Source organism: Nocardia speluncae NBRC 108251, from assembly GCF_001613245.1.
GTDB classification, from domain to species: Bacteria; Actinomycetota; Actinomycetes; order Mycobacteriales; family Mycobacteriaceae; genus Nocardia; species Nocardia speluncae.
On record NZ_BDBZ01000037.1, the window covers coordinates 162,097 to 179,784 of the forward strand.

At 65.9% G+C, this 17,688-nt stretch carries 20 protein-coding genes; 12 read left to right on the forward strand and 8 right to left on the reverse strand.

Translation table 11 applies throughout. The features are described from left to right. Positions 1-76 precede the first annotated feature (76 nt). The 4 genes from NS6_RS28425 to NS6_RS28440 all read left to right on the forward strand — a co-directional run bounded on the left by NS6_RS28425 (position 77) and on the right by NS6_RS28440 (position 3,399). Positions 77-661, forward strand: coding sequence for a VOC family protein (locus NS6_RS28425; protein WP_068048156.1), 585 nt, complete (start codon positions 77-79; stop codon positions 659-661). A 116-nt stretch (positions 662-777) separates the two neighbouring features. Further along, a complete protein-coding gene (locus tag NS6_RS28430; protein ID WP_245669541.1) occupies positions 778-1,806 on the forward strand; it encodes an ATP-binding cassette domain-containing protein in 1,029 nt (342 codons plus the stop codon). Then, a complete protein-coding gene (locus tag NS6_RS28435; RefSeq protein WP_068048159.1) occupies positions 1,803-2,567 on the forward strand; it encodes an ABC transporter permease in 765 nt (254 codons plus the stop codon). The genes NS6_RS28430 and NS6_RS28435 overlap by 4 nt, the downstream gene beginning before the upstream one ends. A 16-nt stretch (positions 2,568-2,583) precedes the next feature. Beyond that, on the forward strand, positions 2,584-3,399 hold the full coding sequence (locus NS6_RS28440; RefSeq protein ID WP_068048162.1) for an NAD(P)H-binding protein: 816 nt from the start codon (positions 2,584-2,586) through the stop codon (positions 3,397-3,399). On the opposite strand, the gene NS6_RS28445 is transcribed toward NS6_RS28440, so the two are convergent. Both NS6_RS28445 and NS6_RS28450 read right to left on the reverse strand, forming a co-directional pair. Beyond that, positions 3,396-3,602, reverse strand: coding sequence for a hypothetical protein (locus tag NS6_RS28445; RefSeq protein WP_068048165.1), 207 nt, complete (start codon positions 3,600-3,602; stop codon positions 3,396-3,398). The two genes, NS6_RS28440 and NS6_RS28445, sit on opposite strands and share 4 nt — an antisense overlap. Then, positions 3,595-4,242: a type IV toxin-antitoxin system AbiEi family antitoxin domain-containing protein gene (locus NS6_RS28450; protein WP_068048168.1), complete on the reverse strand. Its 648-nt coding sequence runs from the start codon at positions 4,240-4,242 to the stop codon at positions 3,595-3,597. Before NS6_RS28450 ends, NS6_RS28445 begins: the two co-directional genes overlap by 8 nt. Before the next feature lie 198 nt (positions 4,243-4,440). Between NS6_RS28450 and NS6_RS28455 the strand changes: the two genes are divergently transcribed. Further along, complete coding sequence (locus tag NS6_RS28455; protein ID WP_247610739.1) at positions 4,441-4,836, forward strand: Gfo/Idh/MocA family protein; 396 nt, start codon at positions 4,441-4,443, stop codon at positions 4,834-4,836. Between the two features lie 172 nt (positions 4,837-5,008). On the opposite strand, the gene NS6_RS34985 is transcribed toward NS6_RS28455, so the two are convergent. Then, on the reverse strand, positions 5,009-5,257 hold the full coding sequence (locus NS6_RS34985) for a hypothetical protein (RefSeq protein WP_157112996.1): 249 nt from the start codon (positions 5,255-5,257) through the stop codon (positions 5,009-5,011). Positions 5,258-5,283: 26 nt separating this feature from the next. Between NS6_RS34985 and NS6_RS28465 the strand changes: the two genes are divergently transcribed. The 5 genes from NS6_RS28465 to NS6_RS28490 all read left to right on the forward strand — a co-directional run bounded on the left by NS6_RS28465 (position 5,284) and on the right by NS6_RS28490 (position 10,741). Further along, the gene (locus NS6_RS28465) at positions 5,284-5,721 is read left to right on the forward strand and encodes an NUDIX domain-containing protein (protein ID WP_068048273.1); all 438 of its coding nucleotides are present in this window, start codon (positions 5,284-5,286) and stop codon (positions 5,719-5,721) included. Between the two features lie 511 nt (positions 5,722-6,232). After that, positions 6,233-6,568: a helix-turn-helix domain-containing protein gene (locus tag NS6_RS28470; protein ID WP_197986988.1), complete on the forward strand. Its 336-nt coding sequence runs from the start codon at positions 6,233-6,235 to the stop codon at positions 6,566-6,568. A gap of 401 nt (positions 6,569-6,969) precedes the next feature. Next, entirely contained in the window at positions 6,970-8,445 is a 1,476-nt protein-coding gene (locus tag NS6_RS28475; protein ID WP_043736662.1) for a hypothetical protein, read from the forward strand. Between the two features lie 177 nt (positions 8,446-8,622). Then, a complete protein-coding gene (locus NS6_RS28485; RefSeq protein WP_228806990.1) occupies positions 8,623-10,074 on the forward strand; it encodes a metallophosphoesterase in 1,452 nt (483 codons plus the stop codon). A gap of 55 nt (positions 10,075-10,129) precedes the next feature. After that, positions 10,130-10,741, forward strand: coding sequence for a P-loop nucleotide/nucleoside kinase family protein (locus NS6_RS28490; protein ID WP_051047265.1), 612 nt, complete (start codon positions 10,130-10,132; stop codon positions 10,739-10,741). Between the two features lie 12 nt (positions 10,742-10,753). Here the strand turns inward: NS6_RS28490 and NS6_RS28495 are convergent, their stop codons facing one another. Both NS6_RS28495 and NS6_RS28500 read right to left on the reverse strand, forming a co-directional pair. Next, complete coding sequence (locus tag NS6_RS28495; protein WP_157227590.1) at positions 10,754-11,665, reverse strand: dihydrodipicolinate synthase family protein; 912 nt, start codon at positions 11,663-11,665, stop codon at positions 10,754-10,756. An 86-nt stretch (positions 11,666-11,751) separates the two neighbouring features. Next, a complete protein-coding gene (locus tag NS6_RS28500) occupies positions 11,752-12,525 on the reverse strand; it encodes a class I SAM-dependent methyltransferase (protein ID WP_043736656.1) in 774 nt (257 codons plus the stop codon). A 112-nt stretch (positions 12,526-12,637) separates the two neighbouring features. Between NS6_RS28500 and NS6_RS28505 the strand changes: the two genes are divergently transcribed. After that, entirely contained in the window at positions 12,638-13,141 is a 504-nt protein-coding gene (locus tag NS6_RS28505; protein WP_043736653.1) for an HIT family protein, read from the forward strand. A gap of 237 nt (positions 13,142-13,378) precedes the next feature. Then, a complete protein-coding gene (locus tag NS6_RS28510) occupies positions 13,379-13,738 on the forward strand; it encodes a hypothetical protein (protein WP_043736650.1) in 360 nt (119 codons plus the stop codon). Between the two features lie 156 nt (positions 13,739-13,894). On the opposite strand, the gene NS6_RS28515 is transcribed toward NS6_RS28510, so the two are convergent. The 3 genes from NS6_RS28515 to NS6_RS28525 are packed head-to-tail and all read right to left on the reverse strand — an operon-like array spanning position 13,895 to position 17,684. Further along, complete coding sequence (locus tag NS6_RS28515) at positions 13,895-14,596, reverse strand: HAD family hydrolase (protein WP_043736648.1); 702 nt, start codon at positions 14,594-14,596, stop codon at positions 13,895-13,897. Continuing rightward, positions 14,593-15,963, reverse strand: a complete 1,371-nt coding sequence (locus tag NS6_RS28520) for a GDSL-type esterase/lipase family protein (RefSeq protein ID WP_051047264.1) — start codon at positions 15,961-15,963, stop codon at positions 14,593-14,595. The genes NS6_RS28515 and NS6_RS28520 overlap by 4 nt, the downstream gene beginning before the upstream one ends. Next, entirely contained in the window at positions 15,960-17,684 is a 1,725-nt protein-coding gene (locus NS6_RS28525) for a carbamoyltransferase family protein (RefSeq protein WP_051047263.1), read from the reverse strand. Before NS6_RS28525 ends, NS6_RS28520 begins: the two co-directional genes overlap by 4 nt. Positions 17,685-17,688 lie beyond the last annotated feature (4 nt).

The following is a 17,688-nucleotide window of genomic DNA, read 5'->3' on the forward strand; positions in this document are numbered from 1 at the left end:
AGGCTAGGCGCCCTTGTGGCCATATCCTGTCCGCAACTGCGGCGAATCTGGGGGGCACCAACCGAAAGGAGACAGTATGTCCACCACTCCCGCCGTCCCCCCGGCGCCCGCCGGATCCGCGACGGTCGACCCCTTCATCTGGACCGACGACGCGGCAGGTCTGCTCGACTTCCTGGTCGATGTGTTCGGGGCGATCGAGGTCCCCGAAGCGCGGACCGCCGATACCGACGGCCTGATTCTGCATTCCGAACTGCGGATAGGCGATTCGACGCTGACGATCGCCGACCGCAAACCGGACTGGCCGTATATGCCGTCCTTCGTCCGTGTATACGTCGACGATCCGGCCGCCACGCTGAAAAGAGCCGCCGCGCGTGGTGCGCGGATCGTCACCGAGCCGACAGATTTCTGGGGCGACGTACTGTCGCGCTTCGCCGATCCGTTCGGCCACCTGTGGTGGGTGTACAAGCACAATCCGGATAACGCATCCTGGGAGGAAGGATCGGCGGACGGAACCGGCGGAGGCGACTGGGGGCAGGCCGATTCCGCCGAGGCCGGTGCGGGCGAGCAGTCCTGGGAGTCGTTCGCGACACCGGAGTTGACCGCCGTTCATTCCTCGCTCATGGAAGCGATGGCGTCACTGCGGGATCCGCGCACCCGCTGACCTATCGGCTATGCCCTGCGGCCTCGTATGTGCCGCAGGGCATTCGGCATTTCCGGGGCAAGGACTTCCGGGCCACCCTTTCGGCTTGTGGCCGTATACCGTCCGTAACGGAGGTTTTGATCGTCCTGTTCCCCATCGAGAGGCAGGACGTGATCAACACCCGGAATTTGACCAGGACCTTCCACGGTCCCGGCGAATCAGAAGTCCGCGCGGTCGACGGCATCGATCTGACCGTCGCGCGGGAAGAAGTCTTGGCGATCCTCGGCCCCAACGGGGCCGGCAAAACGACCTTGATGCGCATGCTCACGACGCTGCTGCCCCCGACCGGCGGATCCGCGCAGATCGGTGGCCACGACGTACAGCGCGAACCGGGCCAGGTGCGGCGGGTGATCGGATACGTCGGTCAAGGCAACAGCGCGGGGCATACCCAGCGTGCGATGGACGAGGTGGTGACCCAGGCCCGTATCCACGGACTGGACCGGAAATCGGCGCGGATCCGGGCGGGTGAGCTGTTCACGGCCCTGGGTCTCGACGGACTCGGAAAGCGGAAGTCCCAGGCCATGTCCGGCGGCCAGCGCCGGCGCCTGGATCTGGCGATGGGGTTGGTCCACCAGCCCGCGCTGTTGTTCCTCGACGAGCCGACGACCGGCCTGGACCCACACAATCGGGCCAACCTGTGGGACCACATCGCCCGCCTCCGGGCGGAATCCGGCATGACGATCGTGGTCACCACCCATTACCTCGACGAGGCCGACCAGATCGCCGACCGGGTCGTGATCGTGGATCACGGCCGCATCATCGCCGACGGTTCGCCCGAGGCGCTGAAGAGCGAGCACGCGGGAGACCGGGTCACGCTCGAAGCAGGCGACCCGGCCCGGGCGGGCGAACTGGCCGCGCTGGCGCGCCGGACCGAGTGCGTGAACCGCGTGACTCACACCGGCACGACCGTCGTCGCCCACGCGGCGAACGGCCCGAAAGCCGTACCCGCACTGGTCACCGCAGCCCAGGCGCGCGGCATCGACGTCGTTTCCGCCGCCACTCGGGTGCCCACCCTCGACGACGTCTTCCTCGAGCTCACCGGACGCAGCCTGCGCGACCCCGGCACGGCCGAGAGCGGCAACCACGATCCGGAGGAGTCCCGATGACCGCCACCGAACCGCGCCGAAATATCGTCGCCGACACCCTGCTCGTCACGGTCCGGGAACTGCGCCCTGTGCTCGGCGATCCGTTCTCGGTCGTGTTCGGCCTGGTCCAACCCCTGTTCTTCCTGTTGCTGTTCGGGCCGCTGCTGGCCCGCGACGGTGAGTCGCCCTGGGCTTGGTTCGTTCCCGGACTCCTGGTCATGACGGCGTTGTTCGGTACCGCCGGCACCGGCTCCAACCTCCAGTTCGACCTCCAGAACGGCACTCACGAGCGCCTGTTGGTCACGCCGCTGTCCCGGCCGGCCCTCTTCCTGGGCCGCGCGGTCAAGGAATTCCTCCCCCTGATCGCACAGGCGACCCTGATCATCCTGGTGACCATCCCTTTGGGGCTGCGGCCGGATCCACTCGGCGCGGTGCAGGGCCTGCTACTGCTGGGTGTCCTCGGACTGGGCATCGGCTCGTTCAGTTACGCACTGGCCATCGTCGTCCGGGAGCAGGACTGGGTTTTCTGGACCGTGCACCAGACTTTGTTATTTCCCTCGATGATCCTGTCCGGCATGCTGCTGCCCCTCGAACAAGCTCCGGGCTGGATGCGCGCGCTCTCGGTGGTGAACCCGCTGACCCACGTCGTGAACGCCGAACGCGATCTGTTCGCCGGCCACCTCACAACGGCCGACGTCGGCTGGGGCTGGCTGGCCGCGATCCTCACCACAGCCATCGGCATCGCGGTGGGCCTGCGCGCACTGCGCAAGAGCACCAGCTGACCAGGAAAGGACCACCATGGAAATCCTCGTATGCGGCGCCACAGGGCATATAGGCCGCCACCTCGTCGACCAGCTACTCGCCGACGGCCACCAGGTCCGGGCGCTGACCCGCACCCCGCATTCCGCGGACCTGCCCCCGGCCGCGCGGCGTGTGCGGGGCGACCTGACCGACGCCTCGACCCTGCACGAGGCGTTCACCGGTGTCGACGCCGTCCACCTCATCACCTTCGGCGGAGACGACGGCGCAGATCTCACCACCGGCCCCGAGATCATCGACCTCGCCCGGCGATGCGGAATCGACCGCGCCACCGTCCTGGGTGGCTGGTCCCGGACAAGCGTCGAAGACGCGCTGTCGGGCAGCGGTATCGCCTGGACCCGCCTCGAACCCGTCGAGATCATGCTCAACACCCTCGACTGGCTCGACGAAATCCGGGAACACCGCACCGTCTCCGCTTTCATCGAATGGCCCAGTGCCATGGTCCACGAAGCCGATATCGCGGCGGTCGCACTGACCGCCCTGACCCGAGGCGGCCACGACGGCAAAACCTACCGCCTCACCGGCCCCGAGGCCCTCACCCCGGCGCAACGCACCCGGATACTCGCCGAGGCGACAGGAGTTCCACTCACCCACCGCCAACTCAGCGAAGCCCAGGAACGGGACCGCTTGGCCGGCCACGGATTCGGCGACGAATACGTCGAATTCGGTCTCCGCTTGGCAACTCACCCACCTGCCGCCGCGGACAAGGTCCTCGACACCGTAGCGACAGTGACCGGCCGATCGGCCCGCACATTCGCACAATGGGCCACCGAACACGCACGCTTGTTCACCTAGCCGAGACATTCCGGGACCGGCAGCCACCTCCTGGTGCTGCCGGTCCCGGCCAGATCGCCGGCACCGAACCGTGCCTGCCGGATCTGAGCGTCGATGGTTGCGGCACTGATACCGGGACCGGCGTCGCGGGCAGCCTGCTTGGCCCCATCCTTGATCGCCAGTTCCAGAGATCGCCAGTCCGCGTAGCCGGATCGGTCAGTCACCGCGGAATCCTTCCGGACGAATACCGGACAGTTCGAACAGATCCGCTGCGACCTCGCAGCCGGTGCGACGGCCGATCACGTCGAGATGCTCGGCGAGCCGATCGGCAGACAGTAACTTTCCGGCGCGCACAGCATCGCGTACGGTACCGGCGACCAGTGACATGTCCGTGCCGAGGTCGACGAGGTCGGCGATCGTCCGCTCGACGGTGAGTGTCGGCAGACCGTCGACCGGTAGCACATCGTCCGGGGCCAGGCGCCGGATCCGCAGGCGCACACCGGGCAGGCGAGTGCCCTTACGCGCGGGGACGATGTAGTCGAGTTCGTCGAGGAGGAAGTCTCCGATACCGTGGACAGTGGCCGCCGTGGTACCGGCGGCCACGAGCGCGGGCACCCCGGTATCGGCGCGAGGGGCAGTCGCGCCGCCGAGCGCGAGCCATGTCGCATAGATCGTCTCGTGTCCGACCGAGGGCGCGCCGGCCATCCGGTAAACCCCATGCGCGACGCGCTCGATCGCGCCGGCGGCGGCCATCCGTGAGAGTTGTTTGCGAGCGATACCGACAGTGGCCGCCTGAGCGGTCGTGAACAGGCCCCACCGCTGTTCCGCGATGACGCCGAGCCGCGCCAGTGTCACATCCGCCACGACAACAAATGTACCTATTCAAGGGGACAAATGTTGCCATCGGGCTAGTTTCTGCGGGCCTCGGCACCTGGAGCCACCGCCAACGCCGCGACGCATGCCGGGACGAGACGAGACGCTCCCGGAGGCGCCGACCAGTACCGGTGCCGGGTCCCCGGATACACCGACTTCACCGCCATGCTGGGCTAGGAACACCTGGATCTGGTCGTGGTGTGCGTTCCGCACTGCGTCGGCCGCCGGGTGATCGAAGCCGCCGCCGAGCACCGCGTCCACGTACTGAAGGAGAAACCGTTCGCCACATCGCTGACCGAGGCCCGGGAGCTGGCACGGCTGTGCGAGGACGCCGGGATCGAGCCCATGGTCACCCTGCAACGCCGCTTCAACCCGATCTACACGAGCTTCCCGCAGCTCGCCGATCAGATCGGAACGCCGTTCGTCATCGACGCCCGCTATACCCTGCACACCGCCAACCCCTCCGACGAGTGGCGCGGCGACATCGCTACCGCCGGCGGCGGCTGCGTGATCGACATGGGCCCGGCGCCACCATCGGCGACCTCAAGGTCGGCACCTTCGGCCGCGCCGCAGCCTTCAGCATGAACGGCCCCAAACCACTCTCGGCCGGCGAAGGCCGGGTTCATCCTCACCGACGATGACAACCTCTACTACCGGCTGCTCCTGCACGGCCAATACAACAAGCGATGCCGCACCGAGATCCCCGAACACCACTCGCTGCACCGCTACGCGGTGACCGGCATGGGTCCACCAGGCGCTACTGGCCGAGGGATGCCGCGAAATCGACCGACCGGGCTCCACCTGTCCCCTCAACCAGCTCGAACTCTTCCAGGCACCCAGTACCCCCTTCCCTGAACACGCAGGCGAATTCGCTTATCGCCCTGGCGAATTCCCGCACGCCGAACACCTGCACCACCACTCCCTCAAACTCCCCGTTTGGCACCGCGAACACGACCTCCCCCTCTCCGACCGCTACCTCGACGCCATCGAGAAAGTCATCCACCACGCCGACCACCTGAAAGGATGAACACCATGACGACCCATCTCGAAGACCTCACCACCGAAGCCGAACGCGACGGTGTCCAGCAACTCGTCGTCGGCGCGGTCGTCGAACACGACGGGCGTGTCCTGCTGCTGCGCCGACCGGGCGACGACTTCATGGGCGGCATCTGGGAACTGCCCAGCGGCAAAGTCGAACCCGGCGAAAACCTCGACCAAGCCCTCGCCCGCGAAGTCGAAGAGGAAACCGGCCTCCAGGTCACCGGCATCGGTCGCTACATCGACAGCTTCGACTACCGCTCCGGCAGCGGAAAACACAGCCGCCAATTCAACTTCACCGTCCAATGCGCCTCCCCCGAACCCGTCCGGCTCACCGAACACGATGCTTACACCTGGACCCCACTCACCGAAGAACCGCCCGTAACCGACGCCGTCAAACAGACTCTCACCACCTACCGAAACGCCGCCTGAACGGCGAAACCATCGTGGACGCGGGCGGCACCGGGTGAGCGGCGACGAGCGGCCGGTCGGCCGCCCGCGGCGCCTCGGTCACGATTCTGCCGGTCGGCAACTTCGAACAGCACGGCTACCACCGGCCCCTCATGCCCAGGGTCCCGGCGTCTTCGTGGCCGCCGAACGGACCGCGCGGTGCAACCCGCCTTACGACGTCGGTGTTGCTTCGGTCACATGCCGTAGGAGAATGCGTCCGTCGAGAGGAGCAGCTGGGCCCCGGTCCGGTGACCACCACACCGACAGAAAATGACCCTCACACCGGCTTCTTTGGTGTGAGGGTCATTGTCGTAGAAAACTGTCGTAAGACCCGGCAAATCGGGCATACCAAAAAGACATACCCCTGGTGGACCTTGGGGGACCTTACTACAACCCTAAAAGCGCAGGTAGAAGCCCTGAAACGCAGGCGGAAGCCCTGGAAAACCTGATCCAGAAGCTACCCGACCCCACAACATCGGCCCCACCGCCTGTGGTGAGAATCAGACCCCGGCGGGCACGGCAACTCGACGCCGATGAAGTCGCGGAGCTGATCACCGGCTACCAGGCCGGAGCAACCGTGTATGAACTGGCTGCCCGATTCGGTATCGAACGGCGCACAGTCAGCAATATCCTCCACCGACACGAGGTACCGATGCGCCGCCGCGGGCTGTCCCCCGACCAGGTCGACACCGCCATCCATCTCTACAAGCTCGGCTGGTCACTCGCCCGGGTCGGCAACCATCTCGACGTCAACCACACCACCGTCCTGACGGCACTTCGTCGGCGCGGAATACCCACGCGGGATCCTCATGGGAGAGCGCGAGTGTAATCGGTGGCTACGCTATCGCCTCGTAAGGAGAGGTGTTCCGAGACTGCGGCCCGGATGACCGGTCGGTGGCGGATCGTGGCGATGAGCCCCTGGGGTAGAGATGCCATCGGCCGATGGAGCCGGGCTTTATCGAATGAGACGCGGACGGCCCGGCCAGCTCCGATTCATCGCCGTCCGCGGCTGGTTCGACGGCCGCCGGGCCCCGCCGGAGCACGGCGACCGCCGACGAGAAACCAGAACAGGCGGCTGGCCGAACCACCACCAGGCCGACCCGCTACACCGGGCGCTGTCATCGAAACAGATGTAGCGCCGGACTGCCGTGGCGGGAGAGACTTTCGGCGTGACCGGCACTGAGGGGCTGGTACTGCCCCACGACGCGCCGGAGCATCGCTTCATGAGGTATGTCCGTGCACCACATGGCGAGCATCGGCCGTTGTATCCACTCGTCCCGGCGACGCGGCCCGCTGCGAGTCGGCCTGGATCTGTCGACCCTGGGGGCCGAGCCGCCCGATATCGCCGACTTCGTATCGGTGCTGCGACGGCGCCCGGAAATCGAGCCCGCGTTCCTCGTATTCGGCGAGCAACACGACGATCTGACCGAACCGTGGAGGCAGCGCCTCGATTGCGCGATCGTGCATGTCGTGGACTATCACAGCTTCGGCGAACTGGAAAAGATCGCCGACGCGTCGCAGGTCTGGGTGACCACCTACACCGCAGGCGAGCAGACCTTCGGCGGCTGGTGCCCGTTCTTCGGCGTCTACGCCAACCTCGACGCCCTACAGTCGGCAGAATCCGACCTCACCGAGGAAGACCGCTACCGCGCCGCAGCGCTGGCGGCCGTGGCCCTCAAACTCGGGCTAGACGTTGTGGTGACCGAGGCGCCGACCGCGGGCCGACCCGAAGTCGCCGACAACGATATCGCCGCCATGATCACCCCTCCCGACCTGCTACCGATATTCGGTCACTATCTGCGCATGACGGGAAACCTGAGCCTGCGGTACAACCGAACGGGCGTCATCGTCTACGACGATCTGCGCGCCGGATCGGTCAGCGGGGTCTACCACATCGGGATCGAGAGCCACATCCCGCATCTTCGCCACCTGATGGTGGCCGCCCTGATGGGCAGGCACACCGATGTCGTCTCCGACCTCGGCTCGATCTCGGCACGGGCCCAGCGCGCGCTGCGCGCGCTCGACGAGTTGCTGGCCGCACTGTCGACCCACAACGGGCCGCACACACCTACCGCCGATACCACCGAGCGGGTCAGCGAGGCATTCGACCGCGAACTGCTCTACCTGACCGCAGTATTCGACACATTCGGCCGACTGTTCAGACGGCTGCACGACGGCCGGGGACCGAAGAGGAACGAACCCAAGAGCCTGCACTCTCTGCCCCTAATCACCAGCCACATCGTCGAGAAATACGCCGCCGGTGAGATCGTGGACCGGATCGTCGAATACAGAACCTACGCCTACATCACCTCGACACTGCGCAACTACATCCATGAGGCCGTACTGCCGACTGGGCCGGTACCGAGCCGTGGATACGGCAGCGCTACCACCATCGCCGTAAACCTCGACCTGCTCGACGACGTGAAACTCACCCAGCAACAGGTCGCCAAACTCGGCGTCTGGAAGGCCAGCACCACGGTCCTGTCGGCCGAACCGACGACCGTCGGCGACTTGGCCACCTTCGCGGTCACCTTGATGACCACGGCGCTCGCCTACGTCGACACAGTGATCGAATTGATCCTGTTCCACCACCCCACCGACCCCACCGCAGACGCCCACCCACTCCTCGGATGCGCGCCAAAAGACCTCCATATACCCGAGCCACGCCCGGACGAATTGCTCATCCGCAGCTACTTCGGCTGGTAATCGGAGCAGCGAAACGGCCGGCGCCTGCCGCACGAAGGCCCACCGCTGGAACTCCTTGCGGGTACCCCTGGGCACTGTGACCCCGGTCCGCGAGAGTTGTCAGTGGCGCGGAATATCCTGTCGCGCATGCGGATCCTGCACACGTCCGACTGGCATATCGGGTTCCGGATGCGTGGCATGCCCTTGCTGGCCGCTCAGCGGGTCATACTCGTCGGGGAGATCCCAGCACTCGTAGAGGAGTGGGAAGTCGATCTCGTGGTCGTCGCTGGCGATATATACGACAGAACCGATCCATCTGAGGCCGAGGTTGCTGTGTGTCAGGACGCGTTCGCCGCGATCCGAGCTGCTGGCGCGCAGCTGCTGATAATAGCAGGTAACCATGACTCACCGATCCGTCTGGGAGCCGGAGCAGTGTTCTCTGCCGCAGGCGGGTTGCACTTGGTGACCAGCGTGGCCGGCATCGGCAGGCCGGTGTTGTTCGACGACGAGCACGGGTCTGTCGCGGTGTACGGGGTTCCATGTCTGCAGTTCACTGGATCCGCGCTCGGTTGTGGTGCGGGCCGGTCGCACGCCGATCGCTGGCTTACCGCGATGACGCGAGTGCGTGCGGACCTGGCGGGCCGTCCGGAAGCGCGTTCGGTGGTGGTCGGTCATGTTCCAGTGGCCGACCCCACCGAACGCGGTCCGGAACGGTTGCGGGTCGGTAGCCGTCACACGGTCCCGGTCGAGGTGTTCGCCGGAATCGACTATGTCGCGCTCGGTGACCTACACTGGCCGCACGCGGTCTCCCGCGCGGTCCGCTACTCGGGCTCGCCTCTGCCCTATGTCTACGACTTCGGCCCGCGGCCCATCGATTTCGACCCGCCGAAATCGGTCTGCATGATCGACCTCGGCGCAGACGGGCTGACCTCGACCACCGAAGTCCCTCTACTCATGCCGTCTGGACTGGTCCGGGTCGAAGGCACCCTCACCGAGCTCACGGCCGCCACGCGGTCGCTGGACTACGTGCACGCAACGCTGACAGACGCCTTTCGGCCATCCGGGGCATGGAAGCAGCTACGCAGGCGGTTCCCGTTCCTGGTTCGCGCGGAATGGGTCGATCCCGTCACCGCGAGCGTGACTCCACTTCATCCTGATGAAGCCGAACCACACGCGTCCCTCGCCACAAGCATGCCTGTGACCGGCGAGCTTTGGCGCGGGTTCTACGGCGAAATGGACCAGCCGTGCCTACGCTGCGGCGCGCACCCTGGACGCCCCTGCTTCCAGATTCGCAGCGCCATCGGCGCCTCGACCATCAACACCTTCCATCGCGAACGCGGACTCGACGCCGCCGAACTGGCTCGGCTCGGCTATCAACCCTACGAGGTCGACGACCACGGCACCCACCGCCAGCTGTGGCGCACCGAAAGCCAGTGGCCAGTACACCGGGACGGCTGCCACACCCTACCGCCGACGCCGGCCGAACGGCCCGGCCTTGCCGAAGGTCGCCCGAACCGTCTTGGGATCTGCGCCGCACCGGGGTGCGCGGCGCCACTGAAACAGCGCCGCGGTGGCAGACCAGCACTGTACTGCTCCGGCAAATGCCGTGTTCGCGCCCACCGCGCACGCACACCGGTTCCCGCAACGTGACCAGCACGCGGCTTGAATTCGCCAGCGCAAGCAAGTGTGATGGAGTCCATCGGTGATGAAAGAACAGCAGTCGACGTCCCTGGCCGCCCTGGTCTGCGAGCAGCTCGACCAGGCGGCGGCACCGATCCGGAGCACTGGTGCGATGGTGATTTGCGGATTCCCCGCATCAGGCAAGTCCTCGGCCGCGCGGTGGCTCGCCGCGGGGATGGGCGCGGTCGTGTTGGACAAGGACACACTCGCACCGGCGTTGGAGGAGTCGGTAATGACGCGGCTGACCGGCGATCCGTTCGATCGCGATTCCGACACCTACCGCGAGGTCGTTGCGCCGGGCATCTACGACAGCCTCATCCGTACCGGCCTGACCGTGGCCACCCACCACCCGGTGGTGCTGGACGCACCGTTCCTGTCGACCATGCGTGCGGCAGGCGCCGCAGGACTTCCGTTGGGAGTTTTCATGCGACAGCACACCGAAGCTGAGGCGGACCTGCCGGTCGTGACCGTGTGGATAGACTCGCCCACCGAACAGGTTCGACAGCGGATGATCGCACGGGGTTCTGCCCGCGACGCACCCAAGTTGGCGGACTGGACTGGGTATCGGTCCGGTGTTCTCGATTCCGGAGTTCGGGAACTGGCCCGCACAGTGTGCGATCTCGTGATCGAAAACTGAACCGGATTCTGATCAGTACGCCGGGTTGTCACGGTGGAGTAGCGGAAGTATCGATCTCATGACCGTGTGGATCTCTCGCGCATGTTCGGGTGATGCTGAGGTCAGCGGTGGCCGGACTAGGGTCGGGAACCCGGGCAGCCGGGTCGACACCGCGGCTTTGGCGAAGGCGACATCGCTGATGGGTAGTCGTTTACGGGCGTCGGTGTAGCGGTCGAATTCGTGTTGCCGGGCCTGGGCACGCTCGATGTCACCGGCCGCCACCGCCGCTGCGACCGCTACCGGCAGCTCCGCGACCGGCCCTCCGGCGCCGGTGACCACCCCGGCCGCCCCGATCTCCGCGATCCGGGCCCCGATCCGGTCGTCACCGAGATACACCCGGAAGTCGGGGCCGATCTGCTGATACTCGTAGGTCAATGAGCGGTCCTTCCCGGAGTCTTTGATCCCGGTCAGCTGCGGAAACTCTCCGGCCAGCTGCGCGGCGAGCCGCGGTGGGATTGGTGCCTGGGTGTGGCGTGGGAAGTTGTACAGCAGTGTCGGGCGCAGGCAGTGCGGCAACACTGCGCGGAAGTAGGCCCCGATCCCGGTTTCGGCAGCCTCGGCGAAGAAGAACGGGTTCATCACCGCCAGCGCATCGGCGAAGTCGCTGGCGTGGCGCGCCAATTCCACGGCATCACCGACCGCGCATGCACCCACGTGCACGACCAGGACACCGCTCCACCTGCTTCGGCAGTGCTCGGCGACCTGGATCCGCTCGCGCACCGTCAGACTGGCGAATTCCCCGGTGGTTCCGTTGACCAGGACCGTCTCGACACCCGCAGCCCCAATCAGATCCAGATAGTCGCTCAACGCCGAAAGATCCAGGTGACCGCCACGTTGGTACGGCGTTACCGTAGCGACAATCGGACAGGAGAAGGATTCGGTCACGGCCCCCAGCCTCCCACGCTCTCCGCAGCGCATCGTGCGGACGAGAGGCTCGGCGAACGCCTCGGGACGTACGCCGTGCGGAGCATCTACTGTGCGCGGGCTGCGATGAGGTGGAAGAACCGTGCGGTATGGGTGTACGGAGCGCGGTGGGACAAGGTGAGTTCCAGCCGCTCGAGCTTGCTGTAGAAATCCGGGTCGGACTTGCGGGAGTCGTCGACGATGAGGTCGCAGACACAGCGGATGCCGTACCTCCCGATAACGCTCAGCTCCGCCGTGCGCAGGTCCGCCGCGACCCGGTCGGCATAGCAGGCGTGAGTTCTGGTGTCGTACGCGCCGCTGTACCGGGTGGGGCTATCCAGCAGCCACAGTGCTTCGTCCAGATCCAGGCCACGCACCGCACTCAGCAGTGGGTCGGTGTCAGCGTTGGGTGCTATCAGCGACAGCACCCCAGCCGGCCGAAGCTGGTCCGCCAGCATGGTTGCGGTGCGTTCCCTCTCCGGAAGGTACTGAAGCACGTTATGCAGTAGCACGACATCGAAGCCGTCGGTGCCCAGCGTGGCGCCGAGGGAGTCGATATCGGCCGGGTATGTGGTGATGTGGTCGCGGACGCCACGCTCGGAGGCGATCGTGTTCGCTTCGGCGAGGGACTGGGGTGAGGGGTCGGCGATGGTGACGTGGTGTCCGCGTCGAGCGAGTTCAACCGCTTCCACACCATTGCCACCACCGACATCGAGGATCTCCAGTCCTCGCTCGGCGGGCAGGTGCCGGACAAGGTTCGCCATCGCCACCGTGTACCGCAGCCTGCCCCATGGGCTGGCCTGCCATTGCTGGAACTCGCCCAACTTGTCGTCGAACATCATTGATTCAGCTCCTTCTGCTCACCGCGACCACCCCGATCAGGCGGCACCGCGCCGCGTAATTATCGTGCCGTTCCGGCGCCTTCGTGAGCAGGATCGGCGCAGAATCGTTGTCATGGAACGCATCTCGTTCGACATCGACGACTATGAACGGCGGGTTCGCTCGAAACCGTGCTTCATCTGCGCCATCGTCGCGGGACAGCACGACTCGAAGCTTGAGCAGATCGTTGCTGAGGACGATGAGAACATCGCGTTCCTGTCCCGGTATCCGACCCTGCCCGGCTACGTGCTCGTTTCGCCGAAACATCACCATGAGCATGTGGTTGACGACCTGGACGAAGACGAATATCTGCGACTGATGAGAATGGTTCGCCGCGTTGGGAGAGCACTGCAAACGGTGGTCCCCACCGAACGGCTATATATCGCCAGTCTCGGCAGCCAACAGGGCAACGCTCACCTCCACTGGCACGTTGCCGCCCTACCACCTGGAGTGCCCTACCGCGAACAGCAATTCCATGCCCTGATGGCGGAAAACGGAATACTGTCCTGGTCTCTGGAGCAGGCAGTCGAACTCGCCGGCCTCATCCGCGCCGCCTTGGCTGCCGACGGCACGAACTGAACCACCATGCGTCGAAGAATTCATATCCGCAGGTAGCTGAGTAACCGCCAAGTGTAGGACCAATCCCTAAATTGTTTTCCGATGGACTCGCGAAAAATATTGCTGTGGAAATCTTTTCGCTGAATTACCTATTGATGGTCTCCGGGCGCACATATAGCGTCGTATCCGCCAGAATTGAGACGCCCCGGCTGGTGGGCCAACACCAGACCGGGGCAGGTACGGAGAAAGGGCTCCGCAATGCAAAGTGTAATCATCTCGGTCGGGTCCGAGGTCGAAGTCGAGGCACCATACGACCGCCGTTTCCACGACGCGGCGGACGAACTCGGTGGCACACCCACCTCGGATGGTGAAGCGTGGCGCTTCTCCCGCAACGACGAAGAACGTGTCCGCCAACTATGCAGCACAATCTTCGGAGAAGACCAGGGCACGACCCCGGCGACGGACCAGCCGCTCGACCGCTCCGAAGTCGGCACCAGCGAGGCTTCGGAACTGCCTGTTGTGAGCACCCATCAACGGCGGGCGGACCTGCTCGACCGTCTCGACATGCTGCTCGACGAGGTCGCTGAGGTACATACCGCCCTGCAAGCGCTGAAGTAGGGGCTGGCCTGCCACACAGAAATCAGAGGGCTTCGACCGGTGGCCGATCAATCCACCGGCCATCGGTCGTCGGCTCTCTTCTGATGCTTCGTGTTCTTGCTGCTGCTCGGTTGAACGCTCCGGTTTGCATTTGGCAGCAGGTCTACGGTGGCTCGTTCAGGCGGACAGCTCTTCCAGCCGATATCGGGTCCATTCGATGGCGGCACCGCCGCATCGTTCGAATGCCGCGCAGTTGTCGGCGCGGTCGTCGATCAGAAGCGCCTCGCCGAAGGAGAGCCCTGCGGTGGTCAGCCAGGAGCCGAAGAAGGCTTCAGGGTCTTCGGATTTCAGTACGCCGGTGTCGCTCGAGCTGATGATGTCGTCGAATACGGCGGCAGCCTCTTTCAGCGTCTCCGTGCCTGATGGTTGTTCGTTATGACTGGACGTGACGGCGTGAAAGGTGCTGGTGAACGCGTCGATATTGTCGGTCGCCAGGACAACGGTCGAGTGGTACCGGGCGTCACGCAGTGCTCGGAGAAGCGACTGGTTTACGGGCATGTGGGCGATGTCGTGTGCGAGTTGCGTCAGGAGCTGGTCAACATCGAGGCCCGAGTGCGTGGCAGCGAGGTTGGTGAGGATGTCGCGGGAGCTGCGCTTTCCGCACATCCATTCGCGGCCCTCCCGATTGCCTGTCGTGAACAGCCGGTCCAGTTCTCGATTCAGAACAGCGTAAAGGGAGTGATCCGGATCGTCGGTAATGCTGTGCCAGAACGGTTTCCGGCACAGCACTCCGTGCCAATCGCAGAAGACGACGCGAGGAGGGTCCGCACTTCGCATAACGTCTGCGATGGTCTTGATCGCCGGGTGGGCGAGGGTCACTGGGCGTATTCCCGAGCCGCGGTCGCGCGGTCGAGCCTGTCGAGGGTGAGCAGGCCATCGAGGACTCGGTGGGCGGTGATGGCTTGGTCGGTGATGTGTCGAACGGTTTCGTCGCCTTGTTCGGAGAGGTGCACTCCGTCGGCCCACACGCTGGGTGCTTCGGCGGCTGGGGCCGTGGGGGTGGCGGGTGACCATCCGAAGCAGGTGGCGACATAGGTGATGTCGTCCCAGATGTCGACGAAGACCGCGTCGTGGTCGGCGGCGGCGCGGCGGGCGCGCTGGTTGTATTCGGTCAGATCGCCGTTGGCGGCGGCGACGTCGATGGTGGGGTCCCAGCCGATCGGGGGTTCACCGATCACGACGATCCGGCGGGCGCAGGCGCTGAGGAGCCCGAGGGCGGTGCGGATGTTGGTGTCGTATTCGCCGATGCCGACTGCTTCGCTCATCCGGCCTTGGTGGTGTCGCCAGACGTCGTTGAGGCCGACTCCGAGGACGGCGAGGTCCCATCGGCCGCCGGCGTCGACTGCGGCTCGGAGGTTGGTCAGGACGTCGCGGCTGGTTGCTCCTCCTTCGCCGTGGTTGTCGGTGGTGAAGGTGATCCATGGGTAGCGGGTGGACCATCCGGTGGTCAGGACATGGACGTAGCCGCGTTTGCGCCATTCGGTGACCGTGATCTGTTCGCCGATCTCGGGGAGATCGGCTTGGACTGCGAGGCGGGGGTTGTGGGCTTCGTAGTGTTCCATCAGGGATGTTCCGAACCAGCCGATCCGCAGTTGGGGTCGGGGGTGTTCGGGGTCGAGGGGTCCGGGGTGGCGGGCGGTGACGCGGGCGGGCGCGCCGACGGCGGTGGTGTTCGGCGGCACGGATGCGGTGACGACGGCGTTGGCGCCGATGCGGGCGTTTTGGCCGATGGTGACGCCGGCGGTGATCGAGACTTTGTTCGCGACGATCGCGCCGGGCTCGATGGTGACTGGAGCGGTGTCGAATCCGCTGGCCCACGGGGTGATGGGCTCACCCGGGGTGAGGGTGTCGGGGGTGCGGGCGCGGTGGTTGTGGTCGTGGATGTCGACCATGTTGGAGATTCCTGCGCCGCGTCCGATGTGGATGCGGGTCATGGCGGACAGGACGACGTTCTCGCCGAGGGCGGTGTCGTCGCCGATGGTGATGTGTCCGCCGGTGTTGGCTTGCAGGGTCGTGCCGCGGCGAATGCTGACACGGTCACCGATGGTGATGGTGGCGTCGGTGTCGACGACGAAGTCGACGTCGTCGGCGATGTCGCAGTCGGCGCCGATGTGTACCGCGTCGCCGTAGCGGGCGCGGACTCGGTCTGTGAGGGCAATCGAGTCGGTGTCGGTCACGCTGGTCATGATCCTTTTCTCGGTGGTCGGTGCTGTTGATGGGTGGGTGCCGATGGTGGTGTGGTGACGAGGTAGTCGCCGATCACGAGGGCGTCCAGGCCGAGTCGGGCGCCGCTGGCGAGTGCGTCGGCTGGGGTGTCGACGATCGGTTCGCCGGGGCCGTTGTAGCTGGTGTTCAATACGACGCCGATCCCGGTCTCGGCTTCGAGGGCGTGCAGGAGTCGGGCGTATTCCGGTTGGTGTGCGGGGTCGACGTGTTGTGGGCGCAGTGTGCCGTCGGCGTGGACGACGCCGGGGATCTGTTGGCGTGCTCGGGGTGTGGCCTCGTGGGCGACGATCATGAATTCTGCCGGGCCGTCGGGTGTGGTGGTCCAGCCGGTCGGGTCGAGCATGCTCGGTGCGAGGGGCCGCCAGAGTTCGCGGTGTTTGATGTCGCGGTTGATGCGGTCGCGCAGTCTGGTGGTGCGGGGGTCGGCGAGGATGCTGCGGGCACCGAGTGCCCGTGGACCGGCTTCGGCGCGGCCCTGGTGCCAGCCGATGACCTTGCCCTCGGCTATCAGGCGGGCGGCGGTCGCGGCGATATCGGGTGGGGTGGTGAAGTTCGCGCCGGCATCGTGCAGGGCGGTCTCGATGGCGTGGTTGTCGTAGGCCGGACCCAAGAAGGCGTGTGCTTGGCGAGGACCGGGCACTGTGTGGTCACCGCGGCGGTGCGCGACTTCCAGGGCTGCGCCGAGAGCGCATCCGGCATCACCGGCGGCCGGTTGCACGAACAAGGTGTCGGTGTCGGGGGTGCGGGCGAGGATGCCGTTGGTGGTGCAGTTGAGCCCAACACCGCCGGCCAGACACAGCGCGGTCGCGCCGGTTTCCTCCAGAGCGGTGGAGACGACGCTGATCAGGCAGCGTTGCAGCAGGAATTGGGCCGATGCTGCGAGGTCGGCGGCGAGGCTTTGGTGGGCGTCGTCCGATCTTGGTGCTTGGCGCGGGATTCCGGCGTCGGTGAATGCCTTGCGGTAGGCGTGGCGCAGGGCTCGGTAGTAGGTGAGGTCGGTGTAGCCGGCGGTGTGGTCGGCCTCGGGTGCGAGGCCGTAGGGGGTGAGGTCGAGGTGGTAGCCGTCGCGGGTGGGGTGCAGGAAGTTCAGGTCGATGGTCGGTTTTCCGTAGGCGGCCAGGCCCATCAGTTTGCCTGCGTGGGTCCAGTCGCCGAGCCCGGCGTGTTCGGTGGCGAATTGGTAGAACCAGCCCAGTGATTGTGTGAACGGGAAGGTTCGCAGGCATCGCAGACCGGCTCGGGTTCCGTGATGGATGCTGGTGGAGACACCGTCGCCGGAGCCGTCGACCACGATGACCGCGGCGTCGGCGACACCTGCGGGGTAGAAGGCGCTGGCGGCATGGGCGAGGTGGTGGCCGACGATGGTCAGTCGACGTGGTCTTTCCGGGCCGGTGCCGAGCGGTCCGAGGAGTTCAGCGATTAGGTCTGGGTCGGTGATCTCATCGGCGGGGTTCGGCCAGTACGGGTTCCAGGCCACCGCGATCTCGTCGATATCACCGCACCGGATTCCGGCCTGGGCCAGGCACCATGCGGCCGAGGAGGCGGCCGAGCGGGAATCGCGGTGATGCTTGATTCGGGAGAACCGTTCCTCTTCGGCGAACGCGACGGGTTGGCCGTCGGCGACGAGGCAGGCGGAGGCGTCGTGATGGTAGGGGCCGCCGAGCCCGAGCACGTATCCCACGCGG